13 protein-coding genes are annotated in these 18,036 nt (G+C 56.3%); 6 read left to right on the top strand and 7 right to left on the bottom strand.

The window, feature by feature from the left end:
* The first annotated feature begins 119 nt into the window (after positions 1-119).
* Positions 120-941 (top strand): serine protease, encoded by an 822-nt coding sequence (locus tag H5P17_RS11820; protein ID WP_044551494.1) that lies wholly within the window; start codon positions 120-122, stop codon positions 939-941.
* Between the two features lie 4 nt (positions 942-945).
* Here the strand turns inward: H5P17_RS11820 and H5P17_RS11815 are convergent, their stop codons facing one another.
* On the bottom strand, positions 946-1,761 hold the full coding sequence (locus H5P17_RS11815) for a helix-turn-helix transcriptional regulator (protein WP_182823062.1): 816 nt from the start codon (positions 1,759-1,761) through the stop codon (positions 946-948).
* Between the two features lie 101 nt (positions 1,762-1,862).
* Between H5P17_RS11815 and H5P17_RS11810 the strand changes: the two genes are divergently transcribed.
* A complete protein-coding gene (locus tag H5P17_RS11810; protein WP_182823060.1) occupies positions 1,863-3,011 on the top strand; it encodes an MFS transporter in 1,149 nt (382 codons plus the stop codon).
* On the opposite strand, the gene hrpA is transcribed toward H5P17_RS11810, so the two are convergent.
* The gene (gene hrpA, locus H5P17_RS11805) at positions 2,989-6,876 is read right to left on the bottom strand and encodes an ATP-dependent RNA helicase HrpA (protein WP_182823058.1); all 3,888 of its coding nucleotides are present in this window, start codon (positions 6,874-6,876) and stop codon (positions 2,989-2,991) included. The genes H5P17_RS11810 and hrpA overlap by 23 nt on opposite strands.
* 269 nt (positions 6,877-7,145) lie before the next feature.
* Between hrpA and azoR the strand changes: the two genes are divergently transcribed.
* Positions 7,146-7,751 (top strand): FMN-dependent NADH-azoreductase, encoded by a 606-nt coding sequence (azoR, locus tag H5P17_RS11800; protein ID WP_020827068.1) that lies wholly within the window; start codon positions 7,146-7,148, stop codon positions 7,749-7,751.
* 126 nt (positions 7,752-7,877) lie between these two features.
* On the opposite strand, the gene H5P17_RS11795 is transcribed toward azoR, so the two are convergent.
* Genes H5P17_RS11795 through H5P17_RS11785 form a run of 3 tightly spaced genes read right to left on the bottom strand, consistent with a single transcriptional unit; the run spans position 7,878 to position 11,016 of the window.
* Entirely contained in the window at positions 7,878-8,201 is a 324-nt protein-coding gene (locus tag H5P17_RS11795) for a YdbL family protein (protein ID WP_044551500.1), read from the bottom strand.
* A gap of 8 nt (positions 8,202-8,209) precedes the next feature.
* Entirely contained in the window at positions 8,210-8,407 is a 198-nt protein-coding gene (locus tag H5P17_RS11790; RefSeq protein ID WP_020827070.1) for a YnbE family lipoprotein, read from the bottom strand.
* Positions 8,404-11,016 carry a YdbH family protein gene (locus H5P17_RS11785; RefSeq protein WP_182823056.1) on the bottom strand — a complete coding sequence of 871 codons (2,613 nt, stop codon included), beginning with the start codon at positions 11,014-11,016 and terminating at the stop codon, positions 8,404-8,406. Before H5P17_RS11785 ends, H5P17_RS11790 begins: the two co-directional genes overlap by 4 nt.
* Before the next feature lie 541 nt (positions 11,017-11,557).
* Here H5P17_RS11785 and H5P17_RS11780 point away from each other — a divergent pair.
* Both H5P17_RS11780 and hslJ read left to right on the top strand, forming a co-directional pair.
* A complete protein-coding gene (locus H5P17_RS11780; protein WP_044551502.1) occupies positions 11,558-12,550 on the top strand; it encodes a 2-hydroxyacid dehydrogenase in 993 nt (330 codons plus the stop codon).
* 19 nt (positions 12,551-12,569) lie between these two features.
* Positions 12,570-12,998, top strand: a complete 429-nt coding sequence (hslJ, locus tag H5P17_RS11775; protein WP_182823054.1) for a heat shock protein HslJ — start codon at positions 12,570-12,572, stop codon at positions 12,996-12,998.
* A gap of 43 nt (positions 12,999-13,041) precedes the next feature.
* Here hslJ and H5P17_RS11770 read toward each other — a convergent pair whose 3' ends face one another.
* Complete coding sequence (locus H5P17_RS11770; RefSeq protein ID WP_182823052.1) at positions 13,042-13,302, bottom strand: DUF333 domain-containing protein; 261 nt, start codon at positions 13,300-13,302, stop codon at positions 13,042-13,044.
* Between the two features lie 472 nt (positions 13,303-13,774).
* On the bottom strand, positions 13,775-14,107 hold the full coding sequence (locus H5P17_RS11765) for an SMR family transporter (protein ID WP_044551516.1): 333 nt from the start codon (positions 14,105-14,107) through the stop codon (positions 13,775-13,777).
* 248 nt (positions 14,108-14,355) lie between these two features.
* On the opposite strand from H5P17_RS11765, the gene nifJ reads away from it, so the two are divergent.
* Positions 14,356-17,889 carry a pyruvate:ferredoxin (flavodoxin) oxidoreductase gene (nifJ, locus tag H5P17_RS11760; protein WP_182823051.1) on the top strand — a complete coding sequence of 1,178 codons (3,534 nt, stop codon included), beginning with the start codon at positions 14,356-14,358 and terminating at the stop codon, positions 17,887-17,889.
* Positions 17,890-18,036: the final 147 nt, after the last annotated feature.

Raw genomic sequence — 18,036 nt, 5'->3', positions numbered from 1 at the left:
CCTCGGGATAAGAAATTATTGAAAAATCAATCACTGCCCATCCACACTGCGACTAAATCAGTCTATAGTTACCATTCAGTGTGTTTATGGATGACCCGTCATTTCCAGGCAAGAAACCTATGCGCATAACCCTTTTGCTGTTGCTGTGCTCATTCCCGCTCGCACTCTCCCTCTCTGCAAGGGCCGACAGCCCTTCCGATGCCTCGCTCGCTGAGCAAACACGCCTGTTTTTTGGCAAAGATGAACGTATCAAGGTCACCGAAACCGACGGCTGGCCGTGGCAGGCGATTGGCCAGGTAGAAACCGCCAGCGGTAATTTGTGCACCGCCACGCTGATCTCTCCTCATCTGGCTCTCACCGCCGGTCACTGCGTGTTGGCACCACCGGGCCAATTGGACAAGGCGATCGCACTGCGTTTTGTGGCCGGCAACAAAAGTTGGCAATACCAGACCGATAATATCGAGACGCTGGTTGACCGCAAGCTGGGCAAAAAGCTCAAGGCCGACGGCGACGGCTGGATCGTACCGCCCGCAGCCGCGGCGTATGACTTTGCCCTGATCCGCCTGAAAGATAAAAAGCCTCTGCCGATTAAGCCGCTGCCGCTGTGGCAAGGCGACAGCAAGGCTCTGACTCAGGCGCTGAAACAGGCCAAACGGCTGATTACCCAGGCCGGGTATCCGGGAGATCACCTCGACGATCTCTACAGCCACCAAAACTGTAAAGTGACGGGTTGGGCGCAACAAGGCGTGCTGTCGCATCAATGCGATACCCTGCCCGGTGACAGCGGCTCGCCGTTATTGCTGAAAACCGCCGCCGGCTGGAAGCTCATCGCCATTCAAAGCTCCGCACCGGCAGCCAAAGATCGTTACCGCGCCGATAACCGCGCATTGGCGGTGACCGGTATCCGCGATGCGCTGGACGCACTGGCCGCCGGGAAATAAACGGTTATGAGCCGGCGTGGGCTGCTGCGCCGGTTTCGCTTACGACGTTTCCTGCCATAAAACCCTTGGGCGTGGTGCCGGTGAACTGTCGGAAGAACGCGATAAAAGCGCTGTCGCTGGAAAAACCCAAACGCTGTGCCACGGTGCTGACCCTGGGCATTTCCGCCAGCAGTTCAATCGCCCGCATCAGCCGCCATTGTTGGCTCCACTGCTGATAGCTCAACCCGCTCTCGCGCTGAAAAATGCGCGTCAGCGTTTTGGCGTGCAAATTCAATTCCTGTGCCAGTACGCTCAACCCCGGCAGTTCGTCCCTCCTGTCAAGGTTCTCCAGCCAGCGAGCCAAACGAACATCCCTGGGCAGTAGCAGTCCGGTACTCTCTAGCCGTGCCGCATACAGTTCGTTGAGCAGCACCGGAACCAAATCGCGCGCCGCCCGACACTCGATAGCCTGATTAAACGGCCAATAAGCGACACGTTCAATTACCGCTGCCAGCAAGGGATTGACTGCCAATACCGCGCACTCTTGCAGCCTGGCAGGGGCCAATTCAGGCTCCAGATAGATTGAGCGATAGGCCACCTGGCCGTGCAACTGCACCCGATGCCTGATCCCGCCAGGGATCCACAAACAGCGCGTGGGCGGTAAAATCAGCCAACGATCGCTGAGCGTCACCGTCATGCATCCACGGGACGAATAGAGCAACTGAGCACGCCGATGACAGTGCTCTTTAGAGTCATGATTGGCCAGCTCGGCGGCAATCCCCAGCACCGGTGCAGGCCAGCTATCCGGTTCGAACACATCCCGTTGGGCTATCAAGGCCATGAGTTGTCCTTTTCTCGTTATTTTTTGTCCTGATGATTGTAATTGAACATTTTGGCTTTCCCTATACTGGCGCGATTATTCATTGTTAAAGGTCAATTCCCATGTCGCGCCTTCCTCTGCCATTGATGGTCGCCAGCATAATGGCGCCGCAGGTGCTAGAAACCCTCTATAGCCCAGCGCTCACCGCGATCCGCGCCGATTTCAACGTCAATGCCGCCCAGGCCAGCCAGACGCTGTCGATCTATTTCTTCGCTTTTGCCTTCGGCGTCGCTTTCTGGGGGGGAATGTGCGATCGGCTTGGTCGCAGAGTGACTATGTTGGCAGGGCTGGTACTCTATCTGGGCGGCGCGGCTGTGGCGTTACTGAGCTCGCATTTCACGCTGCTGTTGGCCGCTCGCGCCACCATCGCCTTCGGTGCGGCGGTCGGCTCTATCGTCACGCAAACCATGCTGCGTGACGTGTATCAAGGGCATGCTCTGGGGAAAGTGTTCGCCACCCTCGGCATTGCCCTGTCGATCAGTCCGGTGCTGGGGATGTTGGCGGGGGGAATATTAGTCAGTTGGGGCGGCAGTATGGCGATATTCATTGGCCAGGGGATGCTGGCATTGGCCCTGCTGGTTTGGTGCTGGTACGCTCTGCCGGAAACGCAGCCGCCGGGCTGCGCAATACCAGCTTCTATGGCAAGCAGTGGCTGGATTATCCTGCGCGACCGGCATATCTGGTGTAGCGCCTTATTGGTGGCAGGTTTTAATATCATGGTGTTCAGCTACTTCAGCCTGGCGCCGTTCATGTTCGAACGGCTGGGACTGAGCAGCCGACAGTTTGGCTACTCTGGCGTTGCCCTGGCGCTGGGCAGCCTGCTTGGCGCGTTAGTGAATCGCCACCTGTTGGCCAGGAATATCGGCGCAGAGCGTCAAATCCTGCTGGGTAGCCTACTGGCGTGCGGTTCGGCGCTGGCATTAGGTTACTGGCAGCACAGCATAATGATGTTGCTGCCCTGTATGCTGATCACCCTGGCCTTCGGCCTGGCGATCCCCAACGTATTGAGTCAGGCCCTGAACCGCTACCGGCAGCGACTGGGCACCGCCGGCGCGATTTTTGGCCTGCTCTACTACCTGCTGATTGGCGCCGGGCTTTCTGTGGCCGCCGTCGGGCAAAATCTGCCCGCAACGCTGCTGGCGTGCAGCCTGTTGTGTCTGGTCTGCGCAGGCGGCCTGTTCGCGTTGCCTAGCCCGAAAGCTGCTCGATAGTCTGCAAGATGCGCTTGTCCGAGATCGGGTAAGGCGTGCCAAGTTGTTGAGCGAACAGGCTGACGCGCAGTTCTTCGATCATCCAACGCACCTCTTTCACCTCTTCATCCTGCTGTCGCTTCGGCGGCAGTTTGTTCAGCCACTGTTGCCAGGCCTGTTGCACCTGCTCCACCCGCAGCATCTGCGCACGGTCACGATGCGGGTCGGTCGCCAGCTTCTCCAGACGGCGCTCAATCGCCTGCAGATAGCGCAACGTATCCGACAGGCGCTTCCAGCCGTTGTTGGTGACAAAACCGCGATAAACCAGGCCGCCGAGCTGGGTTTTGATATCCGACAGCGCCAGCGCCAGGGAGATGTCCACCCGGCCTTTCAGCCGTTTATTGATGTTGAACACCGCCGTCAGGATCTGTTCGACCTGTTTGGCTACGCCTACCACCGTTTCGTTTAGCTCGGCGCGCACCCTTTCCTGCAGGCGGGCAAAATCCTCTTCCTGCCACACCGGTCCGCCGTACTCGGCAATCAGCTTATCGATACCGCACGAGATGCAGTCATCGATCAAGTCCAGCACTCTGCCATAAGGGTTAAAGTACAACCCCAGCTTGGCTTTGTTAGGCAGTTTTTCATGCAGATACTTGATGGGTGATGGAATGTTCAGCAACAGCAAGCGGCGCGTTCCCTGCCACATCGCCTGTTGCTGTTCCTGCTCGCTGTCGAACAAACGGATCGCCACGCTGTCTTTTTCATCCACCAGCGCCGGATATGCCTTCATCGAATAGCCACCGCGTCTCTGCTCATAAAACTCCGGCAGTTTGCCGAAGCTCCAGATATGCAAATTGCTTTGCTCCAGCCCGTCGTCCGCCACCGCGGACAGGGTTTCCTGCACCTTGTCTTTCAGTTGCAGCTTCAGCGCGGTCAGGTTTTTTCCCTCGAGTAGGGTTTTGTGTTTTTCCCCCACCACCCGGAAAGTCATTTTAAGGTGATCGGGCACCTGTTCCCACTGCCAGTCATCTCGTGACACCGTCACGCCAGTCATACGACGCAGCTCGCGCTCCAGCGCATCCAGCAGCGGCAATTCCAGCGCGGTGACCCGCCCCAGAAAAGCCTCGGCATAGTTCGGTGCCGGAACAAAGTTGCGACGAACCGGTTTGGGCAGCGACTTGATCAGGGCGATCACCAACTCACGGCGAATACCCGGGATCTGCCACTCAAAACCCCGATCCTCAACCTGATTAAGGATCGGCAGAGGAATATGCACCGTCACGCCGTCGGCGTCGGTACCTGGCTCAAACTGGTAGGTCAGGCGCAGCTTGAGGTTGCCCTGATGCCAGGTATTCGGATAGTCCAGCGCGCTGACCTTGTTGGCACCGTCCTTGATCAGCATCTCTTTTTCAAAGCTGAGCAGGTCCGCGTTCTGTTTAGCGGCGTTTTTCCACCAGTTGTCAAAATGACGCCCGGAGATGACCTCGCTCGGGATGCGCTGATCGTAGAAACTGAACAGGGTTTCGTCATCGACCAAAATGTCACGGCGGCGCGACTTATGCTCGAGTTCTTCCACTTCCGCACGCAGCTTCAGATTGGCACTGAAGAACGCATGTCGCGTCTGCCAGTCGCCTTCCACCAGCGCATGGCGGATAAACAGTTCCCGGCACAGCAGCGGGTCGATAGTGCTGTAATTAACCTGTCGCGCAGCGACGATGGGCAACCCGAACAGCGTCACTTTTTCGGTGGCCATCACCGCCCCCTGGGATTTGGACCAATGGGGTTCGCCGTAGCTGTGCTTCACCAGGTGCTGGGCTAACGGCTCAATCCACTCCGGTTCGATACGTGCGGCAATACGTCCCCACAGGCGGCTGGTTTCCACCAGTTCGGCCACCATGGTCCATTTCGGCGGCTTCTTGAACAGACCTGAACCTGGGAAAATAGAGAATCTTGCGTTGCGGGCGCCCGTGTACTCTTGCTTATCTGCATCTTTCTGGCCGATGTGCGACAGCAAACCGGTCAATAGCGCGGTGTGTACGCTGCGGTAATCGGAAGGCTCGCTGTTGACCGGCAGCCCCAGCTCTTTCACCACCTGACGCAGCTGGGTGTAAATATCCTGCCATTCACGCACCCGCAAATAGTTAAGGAAATCATTGCGGCACAGCCGACGGAACTGACTGGAGGAGTGCTCTTTCTGCTGCTCTTTCAGCCAGTCCCACAGGTTGACGTAAGCCAGGAAATCCGAATCTTTGTCGGCAAAGCGACGGTGTTTCTCGTCCGATGCCTGCTGCTTGTCCATTGGCCGTTCGCGCGGATCCTGTATCGACAGCGCAGCGGTGATGATCATCACTTCACGCACGCTGCCGCTTTTCTGCGCTTCCAACACCATGCGCGCTAACCGTGGGTCGATCGGCAACTGCGCCAATTGACGCCCCTGAGGCGTGAGCTGGTAGTGGCCATTTTCCGCCGTTTTAATCGCGCCCAGCTCTTCGAGCAGGCGCACGCCATCAAGAATATTGCGCTTGTCCGGCGCCTCTACGAACGGGAAAGCGGCGATATCCCCTAACCCGAGCGAAGTCATCTGCAAAATAACCGACGCCAGGTTGGTGCGCAGGATCTCCGGATCGGTAAACTCCGGACGCGACAGGAAGTCCTGTTCCGAATACAGACGAATGCAAATACCGTCGGAGACGCGCCCGCAGCGGCCCTTACGCTGGTTGGCGGAGGCCTGTGACACCGGCTCGATCGGCAGGCGTTGCACCTTGGTACGGAAACTGTAACGGCTGATACGCGCGGTACCGGGATCAATCACGTACTTGATGCCGGGTACGGTCAGTGAGGTTTCCGCCACGTTGGTCGCCAGCACGATGCGCCGCCCGTGATGCGACTGGAACACCCGGTTCTGTTCGCTGTTCGACAACCGGGCATACAGCGGCAGGACCTCGGTATGCGGCAAATTAAGGCGGTTCAGCGCGTCGGCGGTGTCGCGAATTTCGCGCTCACCGCTCATAAAGATCAGAATATCCCCCGGGCCTTCGCGTCCCAGCTCATCCACCGCATCGAAAATCGCCTGCAGCTGATCGCGGTCGGTGTCGTCGGCGTCGTCCACTACCGGGCGATAACGCACCTCGACCGGATAAGTACGGCCGGAGACTTCGATAATCGGCGCGTTATTGAAATGGCGCGAAAAACGCTGCGGATCGATAGTCGCCGAGGTGATGATGACTTTGAGATCCGGACGCTTTGGCAGCAGTTCTCGCAGGTAACCCAGGATAAAGTCAATGTTCAGGCTGCGTTCGTGCGCCTCATCGATAATCAGCGTGTCATACTGCATCAGCAGCCGGTCCTGCTGGATTTCCGCCAGCAGGATCCCGTCAGTCATCAGCTTGACCAGGGTATTTTCCCCGACCTGATCGTTAAAACGCACCTTATAACCCACGCTGCCGCCCAGCGGCGTTTCCAGCTCGTCGGCAATGCGGTTGGCTACGGTACGCGCCGCCAGGCGTCGAGGTTGGGTATGGCCGATCAGCCCTTTTACCCCACGCCCCAGCTCCAGGCAGATCTTCGGCAACTGGGTGGTTTTCCCCGAGCCGGTTTCACCGGCGACAATCACCACCTGATGGTCGCGAATGGCCTGCAAAATATCCTGTTTTTTCTGACTGACCGGCAGGTTTTCCGGATAGGTGACTTTCGGACAGGACGCGGCGCGCGACTGCACTTTTTGCAACGCTGCAGTTATGTCACTTTCCAGCTCGGCGGCGACCGCCAGCTGAGCATCGGGATTTTTGATTTTTCGTGCGCCCTGCAGCCGACGTTGCAGACGTTGTTGGTCACGGAGCATCAGCTCGCCCAGTTGGGCAGACAATGCCGCGAGCGGAGATTTCACGTTCGGTATTCCTTGTTTCATCGCTGCTGTATCAAGCTTTAGCAACGGTTTGGTAATGGGTTAGCGAGTTTTCAGCTTTAAGTGCGCAGAATAACATAAGCCCCTTTTTCCCCATAATCCCGCCGCTTATGTCGCGGCAGCTTATTCAATAAAATCGAACAAAGGTCTCGAAATATTGCGCTATCACTGCTGAAAAAATGTGAATAGAGTGTACTGCATGCAAAGGACGCGTTGTCCTGATGTCACTGTCATAACGTAAGGAATTACCGATGAGCAAAGTATTGGTTCTTAAATCAAGCATCCTGGCGGGCTACTCGCAGTCTAACCAACTGGCAGATTTCTTCGTTGAGCAGTGGGCAAAGGCTCATGGCAACGACACCATCACCGTGCGTGACCTGGCTGCACAGCCGATCCCGGTGTTGGACGGTGAACTGGTTGGCGCCCTGCGCCCTTCCGACACGCCGCTGACCCCGCGTCAAACCGAAGCTCTGGCGTTGTCCGACGAGCTGATCGCCGAACTGCAAGCCAATGACACCATCGTTATGGCGGCCCCGATGTACAACTTCAACATTCCGACCCAGTTGAAGAACTATTTCGACCTGATTGCCCGTGCCGGCGTCACTTTCCGCTACACCGAAAACGGTCCGGAAGGCCTGGTGAAAGGTAAACGTGCCATCATTCTGACCAGCCGCGGCGGCATCCATAAAGGCACCCCGACTGACCTGGTTGAACCTTACCTGCGTCTGTTCCTGGGCTTTATCGGTATCACTGACGTCGAATTTGTGTTCGCTGAAGGTATCGCCTACGGCCCTGACGTTGCCACCAAAGCGCAGGCCGATGCCAAAGCCACGCTGGCACAGGTTGTTGCTGCCTGATGCCGGTGCAGGGGTGTGATGCCCCTGCAATGCTTCAACAGAACAAGCCAAATCCTGTCAAACCCGCTCTACCCTCATAAAAATCCAATGTTATATCGCTATTGCGCGCCCCAGGGCGCGCTTTTTTTATTTCTTCAACCATTGGCCATTGATGCCGCGTACGTATTCCCCCGCAGGGGCACGCGCGACCAGTTTTTGCCCGGCCATGCGAGCCACATCGTCGATGGCGATATGATTGCTATCCGCCACCTGTTGGTATTTCTCGGTGCGCCCGGCATTGATATTTCTCACCAGCGACAGCGTTTCGGCGTCCTGCTTCACCGGCGCAATATAGCCGTTGAGCGTTTCACCGACGCGCCCCTGTTGCTTGGCCTCATCCAGCGTCAACGCCATTGCCATGCTGCTGAACAGCCAGGCGGCGCCAATCATGCCTAAATAACGTTTTTTCATGTTGGCTCCTAGAACAAACCGCTTTTGTCTTTCAGCAGATTCTCGACGTCTTTATCCACTTTGATGTGAATTTCATGTTCGATCTTGACGTTCATATTGATGGTGATCGGATCTTTAGGCGTGGCGACCTCGATGCGTGGCACGCAGCCGCTCAGCATTGAGGTGCCGAGCACGGCGGCCAGCAATGGCCCGCTGATGATTTTCATGGTTGTTCCCCAGGTTTGGTGAGGGCCTGTTCCAGCCACTCCTGTAAATTGTCGCCAAAGCGCAGGCTGCGCCAAAGCTGAAACACGTTTTCCTGATGGCTATAGTTCAGGATAACCTCTCGTTTAGCGCTTTTTTGCGGATTAACCCCGTCAATTCGCGCCTTCAGCGTCAGTTCACCGAGGTTGTCGAGATCGACTCTGGCCTTGGAGCGGTTAATTTCCATATAGCGCAGCCAATCTATCGCGGCGCCGGTCGCCATATTATTACTGCCGATGGCATCGGCCATGTCCTTGTCCAGGCGCAGTGTCAACATACCGGCGTTGGCAATCCAACCGTTGCGGACCAGCCATTTAGGATGATTCAGGAACAACGGCAATTCGCCGTCGACCCGCCCTGACATGGCAAACTGTTTTGGTTTCAACGCGGTAAACAAGGCGCTGAGATCCACCTTATCCAGCTTCAATACGGCGGCGTCATGCTGCGGCATGCGCAGCGCGGACAGGCTGATGTGCCCGTTCAAAGCGTCCATACCCACGTTGCTCAGCGTCAACGGCGCCGGTTCGCTGTAGGGATAGGCGCCCTGAAGATCGGCGGTGATATTCTGCATTTCAAACAGGTTGCGGAAAGACTTGATGCGCAGCGTCACTGGCTGCCTGGCGCCCAACTGCCACACATGATTTTTCAGACGGTAAGACATGACAAAATCCAGGCCGCTCATCTCACCGTCTTTCAGCCACATGCCGCCATTTTTCACCACCCAGTGGCCACCGGCCTCGAAGCCCTGCACCCTGGCGGCAGAGAACGCCGATTGCGCATAGAATTCACCGTCGCGCAGTTTGATATTGAGATCCGGCGAGATCAGCGGTTGGAACACTTTCAACGACTGTTTCGGCCACCAGCCCTCTCCGCGCAAGCGCTCGCCGTCCCAACGACCACGTAACGCTATCGGCCCTATCTGTTCCGCCTGCAACTTGCCCTGCAGCTGGAAATTATCCGGCGTTGTGCCCTTCATCTGAAGCGCCAACACCGGTGCCGGCAGGTAACCACCGTTGGTAAAGCTGACCTTGCCCGAAACCAGTTGCAGTTCGCCATTGAACGCTGGGGTTTTCTCGTCCCGTTGCCAACGCAACGGCTGGCTGAGGCTGAGACGCGGCGCATCCACCGTCACCATGCTGTATTTTAATTGATCAAACCCGGTGGAGAGGCGATCGAGGATCAGCGTGCTGTCCTGCCAGCTGCCGCTGCCCGCTACGTCCCAGGCGGCCTGCAGTGGCGGCAATTGCCCCTTGCCCCAGTAGCGCCATTGCCAGTTGCCGTGATCCGGCCAAAAATCTTGCGCTTTGCCATCCAGATGCAGCTTAAAACGGCCCCAGTAGCTGTCGCTGGCGTTGATTATGGCCTGCAACCGACCGGTAATGCCTGCGGCGGTGACCTTCACCCCGGCCAACGGCAAACGCGCTTCTTCGAGCTTCATTTCCGGTGAGACATTGCCCCACAGGCGCAGCAGTGAACCTGACTGCAGAACCAGCGTCGGGTTAAGAATGGTGCCGCTGACGATACCGGGAAGGGAGGCGGTCATAGAAAAATCAGCCAGATTGGCCTGGCCGGTCAGTTGGAAACGCAGATCGCTGTCGGTCAGCCCGACCTTACCCGGCCCCAGCGTCAGTACCGCATTACCTTTACCATTGTGGCCGTCGGTGATGACATTCAACCGGGCGCTGATCTGCGTCTCATCAAAGCCCTTGCTCCAGTCGTGGAGCGCAATGCTTACCCCGCCGTTGAGCGGTTGCTGGCTATAGGGCCAACGCCATTCGCCCTGGCTGATGCTGACCTGCTGCGGGTTGATTTCCCAGGGCAGCGTCGCCAGCGGCTTGTCTTCACCTTTTTCCGTCAGCGTCAGCACCCCTTGCTGTTGTTGCCAGCGCATATCCAACAATAAGGGTTTTTCCAGGTAACCGGTCTGTATTTCACCCTGCAACGCCCCTTGTGCCGGGATGCTGTCCAGATCGAGCGGAATGGCTATCTTGCCGCTCAGATGCAGTGGCTGCGGGCTGTTGGGCGCAGTGAGCGTCAGGCTGTTCAGCGTTAATTGCTGCTGTGGATCCAACTGGGCTTCGAGGTGAATATTCGGCCCCTGATATTGCAAACGCTGACCTTCCGCGGAAGCATGTATTTGTAATTGTCCGGCGTAGTACTGCCACGGCACCAGCGAGAAATTTTGGATGTTAACGTCCAGCAGCGGCAATTGTTTTTGTAATTGATCCAGCGCCAGTGGCGCACTGTTGGCGTCACCGGCGGGCAATTTTGATAAGCAGGCGGTATCGATATTCAGCTTGTCGCTGAGCAACTGCCAGCGCCCTTGCCGATAGGCCAATCGGGTCGGCCCGACGTCGGCAAGCAAACAATCCTGCGCCAGAAAACGCGCGCCGTCCAAGCGCAACGCCCCTTCTCGCCATTGTGGCTTGCCTTGCAAAACCAACTGACTCCCCTGTGGCAGCCAATGAGAGAGCACACGCGGCAACCAGCGCGGCAGAGTTTGCCACAGCACCAGCAGCAAGATCACCGTACTGACCACAATCCCTATGAATACTTTCAATCGCTTAGTCATTAAATGATTGCTTCATTCCTGAGTTAGGCTGCTTACCCTGGCCAGAGGCCGTTTTAAGTAAGTCTATGCCTGAATTGGCAATAATGATGGCATGAATTTGACATAGGGTGAAGCCAACGCCGACGAAGATGCCCCGTTTCGGCGCTTTTGCAGCCGTTGATAGGGATACTGTAAATTTTAGTTACATATTCATCACATGAATGCGAACTGTTTCGGACTTTTGTTATTGTCGTTACCTTTGATAATTAATAGTCTTGCAAGCATTCTAACAAAAGTCAGCTGCTAGCTAACTATACTAGAGAAGCCATTCCCCACACCCCCGTGGGGATTTTTTTGCCTGGAACCCAACCTATCTCTCATCTCTCGCGCTTCGCTTTTCAGCAACTCCGTGCCGAATATTCAGCCTGTTTCAACGTTGCCAGCTACCCTTAATCAATAAACGCCAATTGCCGCCGTTCAACGCGAGCCAAACGGGCTAACCAATTGTAGAATTTACTAAAATCTGTTAAATTGATCACAAAATCACGCGGGAGAAACCACGATGAAATTGGCGATATACAGCACCAAACAGTATGACCGTAAATATCTCGAACTGGTGAATCAGCAGTTTGGTTACGAGCTGGAGTTCTTCGACTTCCTGCTCAGTAAAAAAACTGCCAAAAACGCCGCCGGCTGCAAAGCCATCTGCATCTTCGTCAACGACGACGGCAGCCGTGAAGTGCTGGAAGAACTGGCGGCGTTGGGGGTCGAAATTTTGGCGCTGCGCTGCGCCGGCTTCAATAATGTCGATCTGGACGCCGCTAAAGAACTGGGCATCAAGGTAGTACGCGTACCGGCCTACTCGCCGGAAGCGGTCGCTGAACACGCCGTGGGCATGATGATGTGCCTCAATCGTCGTATTCACCGAGCCTATCAACGCACCCGCGACGCCAATTTCTCGCTTGAGGGTTTGATCGGTTTCAATATGCATAACCGCACCGCCGGGGTGATTGGCACCGGTAAGATCGGCGTAGCCACCATGCGCATCCTGAAAGGCTTCGGCATGAAGATTCTGGCCTATGACCCGTACCCAAGCGAACAAGCATTGGAGCTGGGCGCGGAATATGTCGATCTGAAAACGCTGTACGCGCAGTCTGACGTTATTACCCTGCACTGCCCGCTGACGCCGGAAAACCACCACCTGTTGAACACCGACGCTTTTGCGGCGATGAAAGACGGCGTAATGATCATCAACACCAGCCGCGGCGGTTTGATTGATTCATCGGCAGCGATTGATGCCCTGAAACAACAGAAAATCGGCGCCCTGGGGATGGACGTGTATGAGAATGAACGCGACCTGTTCTTCGAAGATAAATCCAATGACGTGATCCAGGACGATATCTTCCGTCGCCTGTCCGCCTGCCACAACGTGCTGTTCACCGGTCATCAGGCCTTCCTGACCGAAGAGGCGCTGACCAGCATCTCGGAAACCACGTTGCAGAACGTCAACCAACTGGATCGCGGTGAGCCCTGCCCTAATCAGCTCAATGCCTGATTTGTCCCAAGGAGGGCCGATGAAAAAGTTCATGTTGGCGGCGTTAATACCGCTGCTGTTAGCCGGGTGTGAAATGAGTCAAAACGGGAAGAAGGTGACGGAAAGCGACCTGTTGCATCATAACTTTATTTTGCAAAGCGTCGACGGTGTAGCGGTAAAGCCGGGCCGCGGCAACGGATCCAATATAGAGTTCGGTGAGACCCTGCACGTTTCCGGTGCCATGTGTAACCGTTTCTTCGGCAGTGGCCAATTGCAGGACGGCGTGCTGACGGTAAAAGGTCTGGCCTCAACACGCATGCTGTGCGCCGACCCGCAACTCAATCAGTGGGATCGGGTGATCGGCGACGTGCTGGGCAAAGGGGCAAAAGTCACCCTCAGCGCTCAGCAATTAACGCTGAGCGGCGGCGACCATACCCTGGTTTATACACTGCGCGATTGGGTGCAGTGATCCCTGTGCACCAGGCTGCCCAGCGGCCTGGTGTTGTTCTCCGTTAGCCGGCGCTCGCGCAGGCTCCCCGGCCCAGCGTCGATTCTTCGCACTGTTTGCCATTGGGCATCTGGCACATTCTGATCGCCTCGCCGTTTAAATTGTGGGTCACGGTAGTGACGCCGCCAACGATGGCACAGTTCGCACTGGTCTGTAAGCTATTGATTCTTGCGCTGTTAGCCTGCTGGACTGGTTCTTCGTTGTTGCTGCTGCAGGCGGCCAAAAGCAGTACGGTGCCGGCCAGCAACCCTTTTAATATTGTCATTAATCCACTCCTGAACCCGAAACTACGCTGTGTAAAATCGCCATTGCCGATAACTCGCATCACTTTATTGCGGACACGTTAGGTTATCTTTGATGCAAACCTGTTTAATCTAGCCTGATATATTAATAATGGAAATATGTTCCTGCAATTATTTGCCGTTTATTTGAACAGCGACGAAATTATTATGGTTACCGGATTTTTCCGCTCTGTCCGCTGAGCAAACATCGAGTATCCCTCGCCCGACCTGAGCAAGAGGCAGCCACAGCAGGGGCAAAGCGGCATTTTAGGAGAGACTGACGATTTGAGGCATGCCGAGCGGCACAAAAAGACGGTGTCAAAATGGCGCATTTCTGGCCATTGAAGGGAAGATCTTAATCTGAGGGTAATCTATTATTTTCTGTTATTTATTAATAAGATTTTTCGCCAGCACCACTGAATGTCGCGCTGGCGATTGATTCGGTTTAAATAAGGATCAGTGCGCTGCGGTTTTCGACAGTAAATTAATCACCAATACGCCGGCAATAATTAATCCCATCCCCAGTACGGCTGGCCAATCCAGCTTTTGTTGATAAACAAATACCGCGGCAATTGACACCAGAACAATGCCCATGCCCGACCAGATGGCGTAAACAATGCCCAGCGGCATGGTTTTCACCACCATCGACAGCCCCCAGAAAGCCACGCCATAGCCGACCACCACCACCAGCGACGGCCACAAGCGAGTGAAACCCTCAGAGGCTTTCAGCATGGTGGTGGCGATCACTTCCGCGACTATCGCCATGGTCAAATACATAAATCCGCTCATCGTTTTTTCTTCTGTAAGTTCACCTGTTCACCAGTATGACGCGCCGGAAATAAATTGTCGTTAAACAACGATGACAATTTTTCTTCAAGGCCATTAAAAGTCGTGAAATATCCCCTCGTCGCGTTTTTTGTCGATTTATCATCCGCCACACAAACGCGATAAAGGGCCAATATATCCCTCTGCTAGACTTTGTTAATTACTGCGAGAGGTGACTTTCGCAGCTTTTTGAGCAATGAAAGGTAAAGTTGATGATTACTACAGATGGTAATAATGCAGTCGCTTCCGTCGCCTATCGCGCCAGCGAAGTGATTGCCATCTACCCAATCACCCCCAGTTCGACCATGGCGGAACAGGCGGATGCCTGGTCCGGCGACGGCCGTCAGAATATCTGGGGCGACGTGCCGCGAGTGGTGGAAATGCAGTCGGAAGGCGGTGCGATCGCCACGGTACACGGCGCATTGCAAACCGGTGCGCTGTCGACCTCGTTTACCTCATCGCAGGGCCTGCTGCTGATGATCCCGACGTTGTACAAACTGGCCGGTGAGCTGACGCCGTTTGTGCTGCATGTCGCTGCGCGCACCATCGCTACCCATGCGCTGTCGATTTTTGGCGACCATTCCGACGTGATGGCCGTACGCCAAACAGGATGCGCCATGCTGTGCGCCAGTAACGTGCAGGAGGCGCAGGATTTTGCGCTGATTTCCCAAACGGCCAGTCTCAACAGTCGCCTGCCGTTTATTCACTTTTTTGATGGTTTCCGCACGTCGCATGAAATCAACAAAATCGTGCCGCTGAGCGACGATACCCTGCGCCAGATGCTGCCTCAGGACGCGATTGATGCGCACCGCAGCCGCGCATTGTCGCCGGATCATCCCGTGGTGCGGGGCACCTCCGCCAACCCGGACACCTATTTCCAATCGCGCGAAGCCACCAACCCCTGGTACAACGCGACCTGCCAGCATGTGATCGACGCGATGAACAAGTTTGCCGAGATCACCGGCCGCGGGTATCAGCCTTTCGAATATTACGGCCATCCGCAGGCCGAACGCGTAGTGATCCTGATGGGATCCGCCATCGGCACCTGCGAAGAAGCAATCGACGCCCTGCTGACCCGTGGTGAAAAAGTCGGCGTGCTGAAAGTGCGGCTGTTTCGGCCGTTTTCTGCGCAACACCTGCTCAGCGTGTTGCCGGAAAGCGCGAAGAAAATCGCCGTACTGGATCGCACCAAAGAGCCCGGAGCGCTGGCGGAGCCCCTGTATCTGGACGTGATGACCGCATTGGCTGAAGCGTTCAGCCGGGGTGAACGCGCCCATATGCCGATGGTGATCGGTGGCCGTTATGGGCTCTCCTCGAAAGAGTTTGGCCCTGACTGCGCGTTGGCCGTGTTTAACGAACTGGCTCTGGATCGCCCGCGTCCGCGCTTTACCGTCGGTATTTTCGACGATGTGACCGGTCTTTCCCTGCCGCTCAGTGAAGAAACCCTGCCGCAGCGCGCGTCGCTGGAGGCGTTGTTCTACGGTCTTGGCAGTGACGGCTCCGTTTCCGCCACCAAGAACAACATCAAAATCATCGGCAACAGTACGGCAATGTATGCCCAGGGCTATTTCGTTTATGACTCGAAAAAGGCCGGAGGCCTGACGGTATCCCACCTGCGCGTCAGCAAACAGCCCATCAACTCGGCCTATCTGGTCAGTCGCGCCGACTTTGTCGGCTGCCACCAACTGCAGTTTATCGATACTTACCAGATGGCGGAGCGCCTTAAACCCGGCGGCATTTTCCTGCTCAATACCCCCTATGGTGCCGAAGAGGCCTGGTCGCGGCTGCCGCAGGAAGTGCAAGCCGTATTGCAGCAACGTCAGGCGCGTTTTTATATCATCAACGCGGCGAAACTGGCGCGTGAATGCCGACTCGGTGCGCGTATCAACACCGTGATGCAGATGGCGTTTTTCCATCTGACCCAAATTCTGCCGGGCGACGTGGCACTCCAGCAATTGCGGGATGCTATAGAACGCAGCTACAGCAACAAAGGCCAGGATATTGTTGAGCGCAACTGGCAGGCGCTGGCCGCCACGCTTGACGCGCTGATTGAAATCCCCCTGCAGCCGGTTAACGAAAGTAGCCCAATGCGACCGCCGATTGTCTCGGATGCGGCGCCTGACTTTGTCAAAACCGTCACCGCCGCGATGCTGGCAGGACTGGGAGATGCGTTGCCGGTGTCAGCCTTCCCGCCGGACGGTACCTGGCCGGTAGGCACCACCCAGTGGGAAAAACGCAATATCGCCGAGGACATCCCCATTTGGCAGCCGGATCTGTGCACCCAATGCAACCACTGCGTTGCCGCCTGCCCGCACTCCGCCATCCGTGCCAAAGTGGTTCAGCCGCAGGCCATGGAACACGCCCCTGCCTCGCTGCAATCACTGGATGTGAAAGCGCGCGACATGCGCGGCCAGAAATACGTGCTGCAAGTCGCGCCGGAAGACTGTACCGGCTGTAATTTATGCGTTGAAGTCTGCCCGGCAAAAGATCGCCAGAACCCAGACATCAAGGCGATTAACATGGCATCGCGCCTTGAGCACCTGACCGAAGAAAAAGCACATTACGACTTCTTCCTGCAGTTGCCGGAAATTGATCCCTCGCAGATCGAACGGATCGACATCCGTACCTCGCAGTTGATTTCGCCGCTGTTCGAATACTCCGGCGCCTGTTCCGGCTGTGGCGAAACGCCGTACATCAAGCTGCTGACCCAGCTTTATGGCGATCGGTTGCTAATTGCCAACGCCACCGGCTGTTCGTCCATTTACGGCGGCAATCTGCCGACTACGCCTTATACCACCAATGCCGAAGGCCGCGGTCCAGCCTGGGCCAACTCGCTGTTCGAGGACAATGCGGAGTTCGGTCTGGGCTTCCGCTTGACGGTCGATCAGCACCGCAGCCGCGTACTGCGTTTGCTGAACACCCTGGCGCCGCAGCTACCGGCCCAGTTGGTCAAAGCTCTGCAGATGACCGACATCGCACCGGAGCCGCGTCGCCAGCAGATTAAGGAACTGCGCGGCCTGCTGGCGCAGATTGAAGGCCACGACGCACGTCAGTTAGCGACCGATGCCGATTACCTGGTGGATAAATCCATCTGGCTGATTGGTGGCGACGGTTGGGCTTACGATATCGGGTTCGGCGGGTTGGATCATGTTCTCAGTCTGACCGAAAACGTCAACGTGCTGGTGTTGGACACTCAGTGTTACTCCAACACCGGCGGCCAGCAGTCCAAGGCCACTCCGCTGGGCGCGGTGACCAAGTTCGGCGAACACGGCAAGCGCAAGGCACGTAAGGATCTGGGCGTCAGCATGATGATGTACGGCCACGTTTACGTGGCGCAAATCTCGCTGGGCGCGCAGCTTAATCAGACGGTGAAAGCCATTCAGGAAGCCGAAGCCTATCCGGGCCCGTCACTGATCATTGCCTATAGCCCCTGTGAAGAACACGGTTACGATCTGGCACTCAGTCACGACCAGATGAAGCAGTTGACCGCGACCGGATTCTGGCCGCTGTACCGCTTCGATCCACGCCGTGCCGATGAGGGTAAACCGGCGCTGGCGCTGGATTCCCGGCCACCAAACAGCAATCTGACCGATACGTTGCTGAAAGAACAGCGCTTCCGCCGCCTGAACTCACAGCAGCCGGAAGTCGCCAGCGCGCTGTATCAGGCCGCAGAGAAAGAGCTGAAGGAGAAGTACGACTTCCTCAGCCTGCTGGCCGGCAAGGGGGAAACCTCCTCCGCCGAGTAAACCCCACGGGGCGCGACCGGTTCGCGCCCCGCTTTCCCTTCTTTTTGTCGCTGCATTGTTTTCTTCGCGCCATACCAGAAAGAATGCCGAACCCGAGCCTCGTAAAACAAATCCCTCACAGACCTTGACCTTCCCACAGAGGGAAGC

This window comes from Serratia sp. OS31 (assembly GCF_014164835.1).
Taxonomy (GTDB): domain Bacteria; phylum Pseudomonadota; class Gammaproteobacteria; order Enterobacterales; family Enterobacteriaceae; genus Serratia; species Serratia liquefaciens_A.
The sequence above is the reverse complement of the archived record's forward strand: the minus strand, read 5'-3'. Positions and strand labels throughout refer to the sequence as shown.